Origin of the sequence: Microlunatus parietis, from assembly GCF_013407955.1 — a bacterium.
Classification (GTDB): domain Bacteria; phylum Actinomycetota; class Actinomycetes; order Propionibacteriales; family Propionibacteriaceae; genus Microlunatus; species Microlunatus parietis.
On record NZ_JACCBU010000001.1, the window covers coordinates 3339689 to 3355313 of the forward strand.

The window sequence follows — 15625 nt, forward strand, 5'->3', positions numbered from 1 at the left end:
AGCAAACCCGGACTCGCGGCGCGATCTCACCCGGCAAGCGCGAGAGCCCGACCCAGGACTTCCAAGCATCGTCGAGTGTGACACCACGAACGGGAGAAATCGATTTCATCGGTTCGTAACATCACACTCGACGAACTGCCCGGCCCGCGGGTGGGCGTTGGAAGTTGTCGCCGCCGCACGCCGCATTCCGCGGCCCCCGTGCCCATGCACATCCGCACCCCGGTCCACCGCTGGCGTGCCTCGTCTGTGCGCCGCGATCGTGGACCGGCTCACGGCACCATCATCGAAACCGGAACCACCAGCTACCGCCTCGCGCACACCAGACAGGCCGCTGGCTGAGCAGCCCGCGACAGCACCGATTCCTAAACTGAGGGGCGTGGACAACATCCCTGCCTGGGTCGTCACAACTCACGACTGGGCCATCTCGGTCGACGAGGACCACCTCGAGCACATCCGTCAGAATCCCGCCATCTATGCCCAAGGCGGTCTACGACACATGATGCTGGAGGTGCTTGCCTACGCCGCCGACGAAGCAACCGCAGCCGGTAGAGTGGGCACGGCCACCGTCACCATTCGACCAGACGGGTCGGTGTCGATCCGCGACGACGGCAGGGGAACCGACACCCGGCGAACCCCTCAGGGACACATCATCCGCAAACCCGTCATGGCGACCAGAGACGTCCGCTTCTTCGACAACCCGGATCGCTCGGTACTTCCCGACGGACTCCCGCGATGGGGAATGTCCGTCGTCGCGGCGCTGAGCTCCACACTGATCCACCAGAACCGCCGGGCTTCAGGCGGCTGGATCCAGACCTATCACCACGGGATGCCCGCTACCGAGCTCGTTGAGATCGCCGACGACGGCACGACGGGCACGACCGTCACCTTCGCCCTCGAAACCCCGACCGATACCCACCGGTCCCTCCGGCCGTCAGACCGCTCGGCATTCAGATCATTGCGAGTCTCACTCGACGACGCACCCAGCTAAGCCACCTCCCGCACCGGATCCTGGGGCCAAATCAAACCCGTCAACGTGGGGCCAATTTCGGGTTGACACAGTCACCCGGACCAACCAGCGGCGCCCTGCTCCTCGGCTCGGCGTGTGACGCCCATGTCGGCCCACAGCATCGAAGTGGTGACCGCACACGGCAACCCGCCCTTGCACCCGGCCCCCGCGGCCGCATCCCGGCATACCCCGGCACCGCGCACCCAGCATCCATGCACCTTGCACCCGACACGCCCGGCACCCCGCACCGCCGCGATCGGCACCTTGTACCCGGCACCCGGCACCCCGGCGCCCCCGGCACGCCCGCGCCCCGGCACCGTGCACCCGACACGCCCGGCACCCCGCACCGCCGCGATCGGCACCTTGTACCCGGCACCGGGCACCCCGGCATCCTGCAACGCCCGGCACCCCGCGCTCCGGGCCTCGGCAGCGCGCACCCCCGGAATCCCGCGCGGAACCGCGCACCAGGCACCCCGGCATCCCGCACCCCCGCGCCCCGCGCCACCGGCACCACCGCACCTCGGCACTGTGCGCCCTCCCCGGCATCCTGCAACCCGGCACCGCGCGCTCCGGCACACGTACCCGGCATCCCCGGCATCCCCGGCATCCCGCAACCTTGCACGCGCACCCGCCCGGCCCCCAGCCACCCAGGCGGCCCGCACCTCGCACCCTCCCGGCAACCCGCCCCGGCACCCGGGCCTCCGCGGCCGCATACCGGCAGACCCCCGTACCGCGCACCCAGCATCCATGGCACCGCACCCGATACCCCCAGCAGCTCGCACCCGGCGCCCCGCGCACCGCCGCGGCTCGGCACCGCGCACCCGGCACCCCGGCATCCCCGCGCCTCGGCACCGTGCACCCGGCATCCCCGCACCCCGCACCCCGCACCCCGCACCCCGCACCCCGCACCCCGCACCCCGCACCCCGCACCCACATCGTGAGACGTCACTTCGGCCGCGACACGCCGCCGAAAACGCTGCGTTTCTGACTGGTCGGCGGATCTGGGTTGCGTTAATCGTTTAACATTGTTCGGGAAAGGATGCTGCCGGCGGTCTGGGGGCCGGTGACAGAATGACCGGCGGATGAGCACAGGGACCATGGGAGCCGAGCATGGACGCGAAGGTGCGACGCGCGGGGCGGGCGACTCTGCGCATGGTCGCCGAGGAGGTCGGGGTCTCCACGGCGACGGTGTCGTATGTCGTGTCCGGCCGGGCCGGGCGGTCGGCCGGCGTGTCCGAGGAGACGGCGCGGCGGGTTCGTGAGGCGGCGGAGCGGCTCGGCTACCGGCCCAATCCGGCCGCGCGTTCGATGCGGACCGGGAAGAGCGGCGTCGTCCTGCTGTCGCTGACCATGCTGTCCGACCCGTGGTCGCAGGCGGTCGCGGAGGCGGTCAACCGGGCCCTGTTGCCGCACGGGGTCACGACGCTGATCATGGCCGACGACGACTGGGAGCCGGTGCTGCAGCGGCAGCCCTGTGACGCGGCGTTCCTGGATGCCGTACCCGCCTCGCCGAACGCCAAGCAACGGCTGGCCGACCTGGCGGCGGCGGGCCATCGGCTGGTGATCTTCGACGAGAAGCTGGAACCGAAGGACTTCGACGTGATCAGGTCCACGGCGATGCCGGCCAGCCGGATGGTCGTTGATCATCTGACGCGGGAGCACACCAAGATCGGCTGTCTGACCGCGACGACCCGGCGGACCAAGGCGAATCGCTTCCATGCCTATACGTCCGGCCTTGCGGCGGCAGGGCTGGACGTACGCAAGGACTATGTCGAGGTCTATCCGCGGGATGCGGCCGGTGCCTACGCGGCGGCAATGCGCCTGCTCACGCTGCCGGACCGGCCGACCGCGATCTTCGCCACCACCGACTTCGCCGCGATCAGTGCGATCCACGCCGCGCAACGACTGCGGCTCCGGGTGCCGGAGGACGTCGCGGTGGCCGGGATCGGCAACACCCGGGAGAGCGAGCAGATGGATCCGGCCTTGACCACGGTCGGCCCGACCGACTTCTTCGTCCGGCTGGCCGACATCATCCGGGCCCGCGCCCTCGGCGAGGACGACTCGCCGGGCCGCTTGCACGAGTTTCCCTGGACGCTGTTCGTCCGGGATTCCACCCAACCACGAGGGGAGCAGTAATCAGCATGACGCTCAAGATCGGTGTCGTCGGGTTCGGTCAGCGGGCGGGGCTGTGGCGGCACGCCCACCGCGAGGGGGCCGAGATCGCCATCGTGTGCGACACCAGCGAACGCGGCCGCCGGGACGCGACCGCCGCGCTGCCCGAGGCCATCGTGACCGATGATCTTGGTCGACTGCTCGAATCCGGGATCGACGCGGTGCTCGTGACGACTCCCGATCATGAACACCGCTCGGTCGCCGTGCCTGCGCTCGAGGCCGGCATCGCCGTGTTCTGCGAGAAGCCGATGGCCACGACGCTGGGCGACTGCGACGCGATCCTGCGCGCCGGGTACGAGAACAAGACCCGGCTCTACCTCGGGCACAACATGCGGCACATGCCGGTGATCACCCAGCTCCGGGACCTGATCACGGAGGGCCGGATCGGCGAGGTCAAGGCGGTCTGGTGCCGGCACTTCGTCAGCCACGGCGGCGACTACTACTTCAAGGACTGGCACGCCGACCGGCGTTACTCGACGGGGCTGCTGCTGCAGAAGGGTGCTCATGATCTTGACGTGATCCACTGGCTCGCCGGCGGCTACAGCACCGCCGTGTCGGCCATGGGCTCGCTCTCCGTCTACGGCGACATCACCGACCGCCGGGACCGTTCCGGCGAGCGGATGGGCGAGTGGTTCAGCCTGGACAACTGGCCGCCGACCTCGCTCACCGGGCTTAACCCGGTGGTCGACGTCGAGGACATCTCGATGATGCAGATGCGGCTGGACAACGGCGTGCTCGCCTCGTACGAGCAGTGTCACTTCACGCCGGACTACTGGCGCAACTACACGGTGATCGGCACCGAGGGCCGGGTGGAGAACTTCGGCGACGGCCCGGGTGATCAGATCGGCCTGTGGAACCGGCGGCACATGGGTTCGGCCGAGCCGGACGAGTCCATGATCATCGGCGGCGGCAGCGGCGGCCACGGCGGCGCGGATCCGATCATGATCGCGGAGTTCCTCCGGTTCGTCGCCGACGGCGGCCCGACCCGGACCTCGCCGATCGCGGCCCGCCAGGCCGTCGCCGCTGCGCTGCTCGCCACCGAGTCGATCCGCGGCGACAACTCCTGCCTACCAGTCCCCGAACTCGATCCGGACCTGGTCGCCTACTACGAGGACAACCAGGCCTGACCCCACCCTCCTAGCGGTCGGTCAGCCCCAGCACGGAGACGGTGATCACGCCGGGCCGGTGCCCGAGCCGGGTGAGGCACGTTCGCAGCGCGGCTCGGACGTCCTGCGCGACCTGGTAGGCGGTGCGCGGGTCGGTCACCGAGATCTCCACGGCGACCTCGGTCCGCTCGGCGATGATGATCATCGGCAGACCTTCGGCGGCGCCGCGGCCGAGGTTGCGCAGGGCTTGCCGCAGGTCGGGTTCGATCCGGGACACCCCTGGTACGGCGAGCACGGCTTCGGCCGCGGCCCGGGAGAGTTCGGCACGGCTCACCGGAGCCCGGTCGGCGGCAGGTTCGAGGTCAGGCATCGTAGACGTCTTCCACGGTGATGTTGATCATGGTCACGACCAGGCCGGCGCGCCGGGCCAGCTCCTCGCCGATTGCGGTACGGACCCGAGCGACGGCCTCCGGAATGACGGTCCGGGCGCTGACGGCGATCCGGAGCGTGACGGCGATCCGGGCCGGCCGGTCGTCCGTTTCCGACGGTTCCGGCGCCTCCATATCCGCCCGCTCCCCCTCGCCGGCCAGGTCGAGTTCGACCGAGCAGCGCCGCGCGTGCACACCGGTCACGCTGTCGGCGGCGGCCCGGATCCGTTCGGCGAGCGCCCGTTCGCTGACGGTCAGCTGGTCCGGCTCCGCGACCCGTTCGTCCGGCTGGACCAGCGGCAGCAGCCGGCTCCGTCGAACCTCGGTCCGGGCGATGTCCAGGATCGAGGCTTTCAGGTTCGGGCTGACCTCCATGGCCGGGTCGGTCGCCTCATGTTCGGTGAGTTCCCGGGTCGCCTGGTGCAACCGGGCCAGCCGCTCCCGGGCCTCCGTGCAGTACGGGCACGACTGTTCATGATCATCGGGCGGGCCGGCGATCCGCTCCCAGATCCCGTCCAGCGAGCGTCCGCAGGCAAGCTTCTCGGCCCGGTCCCGACCACGGTCCGTCAGCGCCATGACGCCATCCTCTCCGCCAGCTGTTGCCGCGCCCGAGCGATCCGACCGCGGACGGTGCTGACCGGCTGGTTGATCACCTCGGCGATCTCGCCGTAGCTGAGACCGTCGATCTCCTTGAGGATCCAGCAGACCCGCGACTGCGCCGGCAACTCGCCCACGGCCTGATGCAACTGCCTCCAGTGTTCCCGATGCTCGACCACCTCGGCCGGGTCCCGGCCCTGCCCCCGATCCTCCGAGTCGCGCTCCTCGTCCAGCGGGTCGGCGTCCCGGCGACGGCGGAGGGCGTCCAGGCAGCGGAACGTGAGCAGCCGGTACAACCAGGTCCGCACCGCTCCCGGCTGATCCAGTGTCGGCAGCTTCCGCCAGGCTGCGATGAGCGAGTCCTGCAGGACGTCCTCGGCCAGCTCGCGATCCCTCAGGATTCGTACGGCGAGCCGGAACAGGGGCCGCTGGTACCGGTCGATCAAGGACTCGAAGGCCGCCAGGTCGCCGTCCTGAGCCCGGACCACGATCGTCGTCTCGTCCAGCCCGTCCAGCCCGTCCGGCCCGGCGGGGCGTTCCGCGGCCGCAGCGTGCTTCAAGTCCTCGATCAAGGTCACATCCTGATCTCGGCGACGCCGCCGCGCGCCCGATCGATCTCGACCTGGATGGCTAGCCGGGTCACGGTCGAGTCCAGCGCGAGCTCGAGGTCTGCCACCGCCTGGCTCCGGATCCGGCCCAGGACCTCGGTGAGGTCGGCCCGCTCGTCGGCCGTGATCTTGATCGTCAACTCGGGGCGGCGGACGGATCCGCGCAACCCGACACTGGCGGCGGCGATTCCGCGGAACGACTCGAGCTGCCCGCGCATCGCGTCGCCGACCACGGCCGGGTCGACCGTGGTGATCCCGTCCGCCGGGTCGTCGTGCAACCGGAACGGGCGGCTGGACTCCCGGCGCGGCAGCTGCCGGACCAACCAGGCGATCCCCGTGATCAAGATCACCAATCCGGCGCCGACCATGATCATCACCACAACCTGGTCGGTCACCGGGCCGGCCAGCACCGACTCACCAGGCTCAGGAGAGGCAACAGGAACAGGGATCCGGGCGATCCACCCGGTGCCGATGCCGACCCCGAGTGCGCCCGCGACGATCATGATCAAGCCGAGTACGCAGAGCCAGAACCGGTTCACACCGGCCGCTCGATTGCTCATCAGATTCTCCCGCCCGAATTCAGTTCGACCTGGTGGTCACGGTGGCAGAGACGCGCGGCACCGGCGTGACCCCGGCCCGGGTCAGTGCCTGCCGGACCGCATCGGTGACCGCCGCCCGCAGTTCCGCCCGGTGCTCGGTCGCGGTGCCGATCGACAGTCGTACCGACCTCGCGTCGGCGCGAGCTCGTACCGAATCGACGCCGTCGACCAGCTCGGCCCGGGCTGCCGCCAGCCGGGCAATGCCGCGGCGAGAGATCACCACCTCCAGTTCCGGACCGCCGGCCTGCTCCGGGACGGCGAGCCGGGCGGCGTTCAGTCGGCCCGGCTTCACCGCGGCGATGATCATGATCAGACCGACCAGCGCGACCGCGGCGCTGATCACCAGCCAGCCGGCCGATCCCCACGGCGTCGCCGCCAGAAGGGCGAAGATCGAATCGACCGGCGCCGGCCAGGCCCCGGTCGCCAACCGTACGGCCCCACCGAACACCACCAGCCCGCCGAGCGCGGTCAGACCCAGCGCCGTCATCCCGGCCGGGACGGTGCGGTTCGGCCGGCGCCGCAGCCGCGGCCTGCTCGCAGTCATCGCAGTCCCTCCGAATCCGCACGGTCGGCCAGGCCGACGGCGACGACGGTCAGGTCGATCCGGTGCACGGCGACGCCGGTCAGCGTCCGTACCCGCTCGGCGACGTGGTCCCGCACCTGCCGGGCGGCCGTCCGGAGTGACACCGGGTAGTCCAGCGCCAGTTCGATGGCCAGGTCGACCGACTCGCTGGACAGGGTCGCCGTCACCTTGGGCCGGGCCCCCTGTTCGACCCGGCCGCCGAGGCCCAGCAGCCCGCCAGCCCGACCGCCGGCCGCGGCGATCTCGGACGCCGCCTGCGCGGCGATCCGCTGCACCACGCGTTGCGGAATGGTCAGCCGGCCGCGGGTCCGCGGGTCGTCGACCGGCGGCGCGACCACTGTGCTCGCCACGCCGCTACCGGCGTTCGGTGGCCCGGCCGAGCAGGGCCGACAGGTCGATCCGGCCGTCCAGCACGAGCCCGACGACGAGGCCGATCCCGCCGAGGACGGCGACGATCAGGAACGCCCCGAACCCACCGAAGGCCGCCGTCACCCCCAGCACCAGCCCGACGAACAACGCGATCGTGGTACGGGACATGGCCGCTCTCCCTTCGCTTGGTACGGCCCGGGAAGTCCCCGCAGTGACTTCCCGGACCGAGATCTCCTCGATCAGGCGAGCTCGTCGTCGCCGGACCGCTTCGCAGGCTCCGCGTCGTCCTCGGGCAGGTGCACGTCAGTGACGTCGACATCGACCGAGACCACCTTGAGCCCGGTGCCGGTCTCGACCGCACGGATCACGTTCTCCCGGATCTCCTGGCTCACCTCGACGATCTGAGCGCCGTACTCGACGACGATCGATACGTCGATGGCCGTCTCCCGCTCACCCTTCTGCACCGCGACTCCACCGGTCACGTTCGGCTGACCGCCCGGGATCCGCTGGGTGAGGTTGTTCAGCGTGCGCCGGGCGATGTTGCCCATCGCGTAGACGCCGGGCACCTCGCGGGCGGCGATCCCGGCGATCTTCTGGACCACGGCCTCCGCGATGGTCGTGTCACCGAACTCGGTGTGCAGCTCGTCGAGCTGCTTGGTCTCGATCTCGGCGCCCCGGGTCGCGACGTCGCCCGGCTGACGCCGCTCCTCGCCGGTGGCCGGCAGGTTCTTCGTGGTCTCGCTCATCTGCACCGTTTCCTCTCGGTCGACCCCGGACACGAAAGGAATCATTGTGTCCGTACACCTGGACAGACGTCGCGCCACACGGATCGTCACGGAGAAGTTCGGAACTTCTCGGATTCGTCCCGCAGCAGCCGGCGGATCGCGTCGTACTGCGCTCTGGCCAGGGCGCCCAGATCGGTGCCGGGCTCGACCTCGGTCAGGCTCCACTCGTCCATCGCCCGCAGCACGGCGAAGACCAGCCGCCGCTGCAGGGCCGGCGGCAGGTCGTCCCGGACCGCGCCGGACTCCCGGCCGACCCGGAGCGCCTCGCCGATCCAGCCCTCGATCCCGGTCCAGGTCGCCCCCGCGGCCTCGTCCGGCCCCGGCCCGTAGATCATCCGGCCCAGCGCCGTCGAGCCCTCGTCCTCCGCGGCGGCCGCGATCAGGCGATCGAACAGCGCCGCCAGTTCCGGCCAGAACGCCGGGCCGGCCAGCTCCTCGGGCCGCGGGATCCGGATCCGCCCGGCCAGGTCGGCCGACAGCTCCCGGATCACGAGGTCGTACAACTCGCGCTTGCCCGGGACCACGTAATAGAACGAGCTCTTGCTCAGCCCGCAGCGTCGGATGATCGCGTTCAGCGAGGCGCCCTGGTAGCCGGCCGCGGCGAATTCGGTGGCGGCGACCCGGATCAGCCGGCGTTGCCGTTCCGGCGACATGCGGTCCCACGCGTCCGTCATGGGCGCAGCCTAGCCCGCTCTGGACCACCCGGTCCAGATCGTGTTACCTTGCCTGTGGACCAGGTGGTCCAGACAGCTCAGGAGACCCACGAATGTTCCGTACGATCTCGCTCCAACAGCAGGACGAGCAGCAGGGCAGCGGGCCCCGGGTGCTGATCGTCGGCGCCGGAATCGCCGGTGTGACCGTGGCCCAGTTGCTGCGCCGGGCCGGGCTGCGACCGGTGCTGGTCGAGCGGGGCCACGACCGCGGCCATCCCGGCTACATGCTGGCCCTGATGCCGATGGTCGACCCGGCGCTGGACGAGCTCGGCGTGCGGAACGCCTACCGGGCGGCCAGCGTCCCGCTGTCCCGCTACGGGCTGTACGGCCACACCGGGCGCCGGCTCCGGGTCGACTCGATGTCCGCCATCCTCGACCGGTACGGCGACTACCGCGGGATCAGCCGCGGCGACCTGCTCGAGGTGCTCACCCGGGACGGTTGCGACGTCACGCCGGGCACGACCGTGACCGCGTTGGCCGAGGCGCCGGACACGGTCCGGGTGACGCTGAGCTCTCCGGACGGACCGGCCGACCTGGACTTCGACCTGGTGATCGTCTGCGACGGCCTGCACTCGACCACCCGGGACCTGATCCGGCCGCGGCTCGCGGTGCAGACCGTCGACACGCACTGGGCCGGCTGGGTGGCCTGGGCACCGTCGGACCAGGAGCCGGACCTCGGCGAGGAGCTCTGGGGCGCCGGCTTCTTCCTCGGCGTCTATCCGGTCGCCGGTCGGTACGGCGCGATCCTCGGCGGTCCGGTCGACGACCTGCGGGCCGGGCCGGTGGCGTTCGCCGACTCGGTGCGCCGGCGGCTCCGCGAGGTGAGCCCGCGAACGGACCGGGTCCTTAATGCGATCGCGACCGACGCCAGCCCGTACTACTGGCCGCTGACCGACTGCCGGGCCGAGCGCTGGACTACCGGTCGCATCGTGCTCCTCGGTGATGCCGGCGCGGGCTTCCTGCCGACCGCCGGGATCGGCGCCGGGATGGCGATGGAGTCGGCCTGGGTGCTGGGCCGGATGATCATCGACGGCCGGGAGTTGGCGGTGCCGGACCTACTGACCAGGTACGAGATCGCGCAGCGCCCCCGGGTCGAGGCGGCCCAGGACAACTCCCGCACGCTGGCCCGGATGATGTTCCGGCGCAGCCGGCTGCTGGCCGTCGTCCGCGACACCGCCGCCCGGATGCTCAGCGTGCAGGCCGTTCTGAAGCCGATTCAGGGCCTGCTCGCCACCGCGCCGGATCCCGGCCGGGCCCTTCGGGAAAACTCCTCGGCGACTGTCCGAGGCCGATGATTGACTTTGCTGCGTGACTCTTCGGCAACGCGCCTCCGGGTCGGCGTACGCCAGCGTTCTGCGGATCCCCGCCGCGCGGCGGACCCTGCTGCTCGGAGTGATCATTCGGACCCCGCTGATGGCGGGGATGGTGACGTTGACCCTGCACGTCGTCTCGCACCTGGGGATGTCGTACTCGGCGGCCGGGATCGCCGCCGCCGTGGTCACGATCGCGTCGGCGATCAGCGGGCCGTGGCGGGGCCGGCTGCTGGATCGGTACGGGCTGCGCCGCACCGTGTTGCCGTCCCTGTTCGTGCTCACCGTCTGCTGGTCGATCGCGCCGTTCGTCGGCTACTGGCTGCTGCTGCCGCTGGTCGCGGTGGCCGGGCTGTTCATCGTGCCGACGTTCTCGATCATCCGGCAGGTGATGATCACCGCCGTCGACGACGAACGCCGCAAGACCGCGCTGGTGCTGGACTCGATCGCCGTCGAGCTGTCCTACATGGCCGGCCCGGCGCTCGGCGTCCTGCTCGCCACCTGGTTGGGCACGCCGTTCGCGCTGCTGATCTGCGAGCTCGCCAGCGTCGCCGGCGGCGTCGCCCTGTGGCTGGTCAACCCGGTGCTGCGGCCGGCCGAGCCGGACGAGGCCACCGCGGCCAAGGTGCCACTGCGGCAGTGGCTGTCGCCGACCGTGATGCTGGTGCTCGCCGCCACGATGGCGACCATGATCGTTCTTACGGGCAGCGACGTCGGCGCGATCGCGGCGCTCCGGGCCATGGGTCACGAGCCCTCGATCGGCATCGTGCTGGCCGCCTGGGGCCTCGGCTCGGCGACCGGCGGCCTGATCTACGGAGCGATGCGAAGGACCGTCTCGGCGTTCACGTTGCTCGGCCTGCTGGGCCTGGCCACGATGCCGGTCGCCCTCGCCGGCGGCCCGCTGGCGTTCGGCGTGTTGATCTTCGTCGCCGGCCTGTTCTGTGCGCCGACGATCACCGCGACGATTGATCAACTCAGTCGTGCCGTGCCGACCCGCGTCCGCGGCGAGGCGATGGGCTGGCACGGCTCGGCACTGACCGGCGGCGCTGCGCTCGGATCGCCGGTGGCCGGGTTCGCCATCGATCACGCCGGCTGGCCGTCGAGCTTCCTGGTCGTCGGCGGGTTCGGGCTGCTCCTCGCCTTACTCGGAACCGTCATGATCACCGTACGGAACCGCCGGGAGCTCGGTCAGTCGGCGAGGAAGATCAACATCGGGCCAGGCGGCCTCCCGCCATCCGCGACCGTTGCTCGCAACCGCGACTGTTGCAGGTGTCGCGGATGAATGGAACGGTCGCGGCTGTGATGGTGGTCGGCTACGGACACGGTGCGCTCGGGCTCGGCGGGGTGCGGCGGGGGCCGGTGTCGCTCGGACCGCAGCCGCGACCGGTCCACTTATCCGCGACCGTTGCAAGAGTCGCGGTTGCGAGCAACGGTCGCGGATGGGAGCGGAGGCGGCGGGCTGGTCCAAGACCTACGAGGTCCAGGCCCGCCAGAGGCTCGCGTACTCCCCATCCGCCGCTACGAGTTGATCATGACTCCCCAACTCGGCGATCTTCCCGTCGATCACCACGGCGATCCGATCGGCATCGTGCGCGGTGTGCAGCCGGTGCGCAATGGCCACGACGGCGCGCCCGTGCAGCAAGGCCGCCATCGAGCCTTCCAGATGCCGAGCGGTCCGTGGATCGATCAGCGAGGTGGCCTCGTCCAGCACCAGCGTGTGCGGGTCCGCGACGACCAGCCGAGCCAGCGCGATCTGCTGGGCTTGCGCCGGGGTCAGGTTCATCCGGCCGGAGCCGATCATGGTGTCCAGCCCCTCCGGCAGCCGTTCGACCCACTCCCAGGCGTCGACGGTACGCAGCGCCTGGATCACCACCTCGTCGCTGGAGTCCTCCCGGGCCAGCACGATGTTGTCCCGGATGGTGCCGACGAAGACGTGGTGTTCCTGGGTGACCAGGGCGACCTCGGTCCGCAGCACGGGCAGCGGTAGCGAGGTCAGTTCGACGCCGCCGACGTTCACCGTGCCGGTCCGCGGCCGGTTGATCCCGGACAGCAGCCGGCCCAGCGTCGACTTGCCGGAGCCGCTCGGCCCGACGATCGCCAGCCGCTCGCCCGGCTCCAGTTCGAGATCGACGCCGTGCAGCACGTCGTGATCGGGCCGGTACGCGAAGCGCAGGTCCTTGCCCTGGATCTGGGTCCCGGTCGGCCGCTCCTCCCCCGGCTCCCGGTCCTGCGGCACCGCCGCGATCCCGAGCAGCCGCGTGGTCGAGGCGATCCCGACCTGCAGCCGGTCCAGGTTGCGGATCAGCCGGCTCAGCGGGTCGGTGACCTGCTGGATGTACAGCACCGCCGCGGTGATCTGGCCCAGGGTCACCCAGCCGTTCACGTACCCGACGCCGCCGAGCAGCAGCGTCAGCACCAGCGGCACCTGGTAGCCGGTGTCCATCCCGACAAACAGCAGGTTCCGCAGCGCCATGGTGTAGCGCTCGGCCTGGCCGGAGGCCGCCATGTCCTCGTCGCTGGTCCGGTTCCGCGTCCCCTGCAGGCCCAGCGCCTCGACGGTCCGGGCGCCCTCGACCGTCTCGGTCAGCGTGGTGTTGATGTCGGAGTACGTGCCGCCCTCGGTGATGTAGCCCTTCGGCGCGCGGCGCAGGTAACGCCGGACGAAGATGATCAACAGCACCCCGGTGAAGATCAGCGGCAGCGAGAGCCAGACCGAGTTGAGCAGCATCGCGATGATCGTCAACAGCGCGGTGATCGACGCGATCACGGCCTCCGGCACGCCCTGCCGGACACTGTTGCTCATCGAGCCGACGTCCCGGGTGACCCGGGTGACCAGGTCGCCCGAGCTGGCGCCCTCGACCCGGCCGAGCGGCAGCTGGAGCACCGTACGGACGACGTACTCCCGCGCCGACGCCAACACATCCTGCCCGAACACGGTCGCCGAGGCGCGGGCCAGGAACGTCATCGCAGCCTGCATGACCACCACGCCGGCGACCGCGAGGGCCAGCCCGTTCAGGGTGGCTGCCAGGGTGCCGGTCGCGCTCGCGGCATCGATCAGGGAGCCGAGGATCCGCGGCACCAACAGTCCGGCCACGGCGGCCAGCCCGTTCAGCACCAGCATGATCACGATCATGGTCCGGCGGTGCTTGAACAGGTCGACCAGGAAGCGGGTGACCTGGCGGTTCTCGGCCACGGGCAGCCCGCGCTCCGGCCGCCGGGACGCCTCGAACACGTCCCGGGCCCGCTGCTCCCGGAGCCGGTGCCGGGCCTGCCAGTGCCGCAGCCGTTCGAACGGCTTCGCCCGCGCCGGCGGAATCAGCTCCGGCGGCACCCGCGGCTCGTGCAGCTGTTCGCGCCAGGTCTCGGCCGACCCCTCCAAGGGGGTGATCAGCTGAGTCATCCCGGTTCCTCCATGCTCCGCACGACCACCCGACGGTAGTCGGCGCTTCGTTCCAGCAACTCCTCGTGCGTGCCGTCCGCGATGGCACGGCCGTCCTGCAACAGCACGACCCGGTCGGCGTGGTGCAGTAGCAGCGGCGAGGTGGACATGACCACCGTGGTCCGGCCGGCCCGGTGCCGGGACAGCCGCTCGGCAATCATCGCCTCGGTGTGCGCGTCGACCGCGGAGGTCGGCTCGACCAAGATCAGGATCTCCGGGTCCGCGGCGAGCGCCCGGGCCAGCACCAGCCGCTGCCGCTGGCCGCCGGACAGTCCGCGACCGCGTTCGTCGATCCGCCCCTGCCAGCCGCCCGGCATGGCGTCGAACACGTCCTCCGCAGCGGCCGTGTGCAGCGCCCGCTCCGCCTCGGCCCGGGTCAGCCGGCCCACCGGGTCGATCGCGGACTGCAGCGTGCCGGCGAAGACCTGGCTGGTGGTGTCCGACACCAGGATCCGCTGCCGGACCTCGCCGATGTCGACCGCAGCAAGATCAACTCCGCCGACCGTGACACCCCAGGCCCGGCTGGCCACCTCGAGATCGCGGGCCGCCTGCCTGGCCCGGGCCGCCTTCTGCTTGGCCCGCTCCGCCTTCGCCTCGCGGCCCTTGATCGACTCGTCGATGTCCAGACCCACTTGCTCCGACTCCGCCGGCAGGTAGCGGCCGAGCCGGTCCGCCAACGCCGCCGAGTCGTCCGGCATCGCCGAGACGACGACGGTCAGTTCACCCGGCCGGCCGGTGAAGCCGGACGCCTGGTCGACGATCTCCGCCTCGGACGGCAGGGTCCCGGTCCGCTCCGCCGCGCCCCACGGCGGCTGTTGCTCGAGCACCGCGATCGCTTTCCGGGCCGACACCAGGCAGCGGACCCAGGTCTGGGCCAGCTCGAAGAACGTCTGCACCGGGAACATCATGAAGACCGCGTAGCCGAAGAAGCTGATCAAGGCGCCGACGGTCAGTTCGCCGGCCGCCACCTGCTGCGCGCCGAGCCAGGTCAGGGTGACCAGCAGCAACCCGGAGAACAGCACCGCGGTCGCGTCGACCAGGGCGTTCCAGGTGCCAGACCGGACGCCGGCCTTGCGGGCCACCTGCGACTGCTCGGCGTAGTTCTCGGCGAACGTCCGCTCGCCGCCGATGCCGCGCAGGATCCGCAGCCCGGCGACGATGTCGGTGGCCAGCGAGGTCAGCTCGGACAGCCGGCTCCGCTCCACCGCCTGCCGCCGCTCCAGCGGCTTCAGCAGCGGCAGCGCCGCCGCGACCAGCACCGGCGCAGCGATCAGCACGACGATGCCGAGCTGGACCGACGTGGAGAGCACCAGGCCCGCCACCACCAGATACGCCACCAGGGCGCCGGCCGCTCGCGTACCCACTTCGCAGAGGGCACCGAACATGTCGGAGTCGCCGGACGAGACGGACAGCACCTCGCCGGCCGGCACCCGCCGCAACTGGACGTGACCCATCTGGGTCGTCTTCCGGGTGACCAGCTTCATCGACCCGTACATCGCGATCAGCCACTGGCTGACGATCATGGTGTGCCGGACGATGCCGAAGCCGATCCCGATCATGATCGCGCCGAGCAGCAGCAGCGACCAGAACCAGACCTCACCAAGATCACGAACCGCGATCCCGCGGTCGATCACCTGGCCGATCAGATAGGGCCCGATGGCGCCCGGGATGAACTCCACGACGGCGACCAGCGAGGCGACCAGCAGGCTCGGCCCCTGCTGCCAGAGCAGCCAGAACAGGAACCGGCGCGGGGACGAGGTGTCAGGATCGCGAAAGCCGCGCGTCCACGAACGCTTGGTGGCGTTCGGGCGCGCTGAGAACTCGGGAACCTGAGGCGGGAAGTCGAACATGACCGCACCACACTATGGCGTCGCACCGACATTCCCGAACCGATTTTCTCCGGCCGTCTC

General features: G+C 70.8%; 16 protein-coding genes. 5 read left to right on the forward strand and 11 right to left on the reverse strand.

Features of this window, described 5'->3' with window-relative positions; all coding sequences use genetic code 11:
- Positions 1–376 precede the first annotated feature (376 nt).
- The 3 genes from BKA15_RS36415 to BKA15_RS16130 all read left to right on the forward strand — a co-directional run bounded on the left by BKA15_RS36415 (position 377) and on the right by BKA15_RS16130 (position 4305).
- Positions 377–988, forward strand: a complete 612-nt coding sequence (locus BKA15_RS36415) for an ATP-binding protein (protein WP_179752412.1) — start codon at positions 377–379, stop codon at positions 986–988.
- Positions 989–2116: 1128 nt separating this feature from the next.
- Positions 2117–3142 carry a LacI family DNA-binding transcriptional regulator gene (locus BKA15_RS16125; protein WP_218871370.1) on the forward strand — a complete coding sequence of 342 codons (1026 nt, stop codon included), beginning with the start codon at positions 2117–2119 and terminating at the stop codon, positions 3140–3142.
- Positions 3143–3147: 5 nt separating this feature from the next.
- Positions 3148–4305: a Gfo/Idh/MocA family protein gene (locus tag BKA15_RS16130; protein ID WP_179752414.1), complete on the forward strand. Its 1158-nt coding sequence runs from the start codon at positions 3148–3150 to the stop codon at positions 4303–4305.
- 10 nt (positions 4306–4315) lie between these two features.
- On the opposite strand, the gene BKA15_RS16135 is transcribed toward BKA15_RS16130, so the two are convergent.
- The 9 genes from BKA15_RS16135 to BKA15_RS16175 all read right to left on the reverse strand — a co-directional run bounded on the left by BKA15_RS16135 (position 4316) and on the right by BKA15_RS16175 (position 8927).
- On the reverse strand, positions 4316–4654 hold the full coding sequence (locus BKA15_RS16135) for a hypothetical protein (protein ID WP_179752416.1): 339 nt from the start codon (positions 4652–4654) through the stop codon (positions 4316–4318).
- The gene (locus tag BKA15_RS16140) at positions 4647–5288 is read right to left on the reverse strand and encodes an Asp23/Gls24 family envelope stress response protein (RefSeq protein ID WP_179752418.1); all 642 of its coding nucleotides are present in this window, start codon (positions 5286–5288) and stop codon (positions 4647–4649) included. Before BKA15_RS16140 ends, BKA15_RS16135 begins: the two co-directional genes overlap by 8 nt.
- Positions 5279–5881, reverse strand: coding sequence for an RNA polymerase sigma factor (locus tag BKA15_RS16145; protein WP_179752420.1), 603 nt, complete (start codon positions 5879–5881; stop codon positions 5279–5281). Before BKA15_RS16145 ends, BKA15_RS16140 begins: the two co-directional genes overlap by 10 nt.
- A 2-nt stretch (positions 5882–5883) precedes the next feature.
- A complete protein-coding gene (locus BKA15_RS16150; RefSeq protein ID WP_179752422.1) occupies positions 5884–6477 on the reverse strand; it encodes an Asp23/Gls24 family envelope stress response protein in 594 nt (197 codons plus the stop codon).
- A 19-nt stretch (positions 6478–6496) separates the two neighbouring features.
- A complete protein-coding gene (locus BKA15_RS16155; RefSeq protein WP_179752424.1) occupies positions 6497–7060 on the reverse strand; it encodes a DUF6286 domain-containing protein in 564 nt (187 codons plus the stop codon).
- Complete coding sequence (locus tag BKA15_RS16160) at positions 7057–7449, reverse strand: Asp23/Gls24 family envelope stress response protein (protein WP_179752426.1); 393 nt, start codon at positions 7447–7449, stop codon at positions 7057–7059. Before BKA15_RS16160 ends, BKA15_RS16155 begins: the two co-directional genes overlap by 4 nt.
- 4 nt (positions 7450–7453) lie before the next feature.
- Positions 7454–7636, reverse strand: coding sequence for a hypothetical protein (locus BKA15_RS16165; protein ID WP_179752428.1), 183 nt, complete (start codon positions 7634–7636; stop codon positions 7454–7456).
- 71 nt (positions 7637–7707) lie between these two features.
- A complete protein-coding gene (locus BKA15_RS16170; protein WP_179752430.1) occupies positions 7708–8214 on the reverse strand; it encodes an Asp23/Gls24 family envelope stress response protein in 507 nt (168 codons plus the stop codon).
- 86 nt (positions 8215–8300) lie between these two features.
- Positions 8301–8927, reverse strand: a complete 627-nt coding sequence (locus BKA15_RS16175; protein WP_179752432.1) for a TetR/AcrR family transcriptional regulator — start codon at positions 8925–8927, stop codon at positions 8301–8303.
- Between the two features lie 92 nt (positions 8928–9019).
- On the opposite strand from BKA15_RS16175, the gene BKA15_RS16180 reads away from it, so the two are divergent.
- Together BKA15_RS16180 and BKA15_RS16185 are read left to right on the forward strand one after the other, a co-directional pair.
- Complete coding sequence (locus tag BKA15_RS16180) at positions 9020–10261, forward strand: FAD-dependent oxidoreductase (RefSeq protein ID WP_179752434.1); 1242 nt, start codon at positions 9020–9022, stop codon at positions 10259–10261.
- 13 nt (positions 10262–10274) lie between these two features.
- On the forward strand, positions 10275–11558 hold the full coding sequence (locus tag BKA15_RS16185) for an MFS transporter (protein WP_218871372.1): 1284 nt from the start codon (positions 10275–10277) through the stop codon (positions 11556–11558).
- Between the two features lie 189 nt (positions 11559–11747).
- Here the strand turns inward: BKA15_RS16185 and BKA15_RS16190 are convergent, their stop codons facing one another.
- Positions 11748–13676: an ABC transporter ATP-binding protein gene (locus BKA15_RS16190; RefSeq protein WP_179752436.1), complete on the reverse strand. Its 1929-nt coding sequence runs from the start codon at positions 13674–13676 to the stop codon at positions 11748–11750.
- Entirely contained in the window at positions 13673–15565 is a 1893-nt protein-coding gene (locus BKA15_RS16195; RefSeq protein WP_179752438.1) for an ABC transporter ATP-binding protein, read from the reverse strand. Before BKA15_RS16195 ends, BKA15_RS16190 begins: the two co-directional genes overlap by 4 nt.
- Positions 15566–15625 lie beyond the last annotated feature (60 nt).

Coding starts and splice junctions, on each gene's coding strand:
- BKA15_RS16125 (WP_218871370.1), top strand. CDS start 2,117: ATGGACGCGAAGGTGCGACGCGCGGGGCGGGCGACTCTGCGCATGGTC.
- BKA15_RS16130 (WP_179752414.1), top strand. CDS start 3,148: ATGACGCTCAAGATCGGTGTCGTCGGGTTCGGTCAGCGGGCGGGGCTG.
- BKA15_RS16135 (WP_179752416.1), bottom strand. CDS start 4,654: ATGCCTGACCTCGAACCTGCCGCCGACCGGGCTCCGGTGAGCCGTGCC.
- BKA15_RS16140 (WP_179752418.1), bottom strand. CDS start 5,288: ATGGCGCTGACGGACCGTGGTCGGGACCGGGCCGAGAAGCTTGCCTGC.
- BKA15_RS16150 (WP_179752422.1), bottom strand. CDS start 6,477: ATGAGCAATCGAGCGGCCGGTGTGAACCGGTTCTGGCTCTGCGTACTC.
- BKA15_RS16155 (WP_179752424.1), bottom strand. CDS start 7,060: ATGACTGCGAGCAGGCCGCGGCTGCGGCGCCGGCCGAACCGCACCGTC.
- BKA15_RS16165 (WP_179752428.1), bottom strand. CDS start 7,636: ATGTCCCGTACCACGATCGCGTTGTTCGTCGGGCTGGTGCTGGGGGTG.
- BKA15_RS16170 (WP_179752430.1), bottom strand. CDS start 8,214: ATGAGCGAGACCACGAAGAACCTGCCGGCCACCGGCGAGGAGCGGCGT.
- BKA15_RS16175 (WP_179752432.1), bottom strand. CDS start 8,927: ATGACGGACGCGTGGGACCGCATGTCGCCGGAACGGCAACGCCGGCTG.
- BKA15_RS16180 (WP_179752434.1), top strand. CDS start 9,020: ATGTTCCGTACGATCTCGCTCCAACAGCAGGACGAGCAGCAGGGCAGC.
- BKA15_RS16190 (WP_179752436.1), bottom strand. CDS start 13,676: ATGACTCAGCTGATCACCCCCTTGGAGGGGTCGGCCGAGACCTGGCGC.
- BKA15_RS16195 (WP_179752438.1), bottom strand. CDS start 15,565: ATGTTCGACTTCCCGCCTCAGGTTCCCGAGTTCTCAGCGCGCCCGAAC.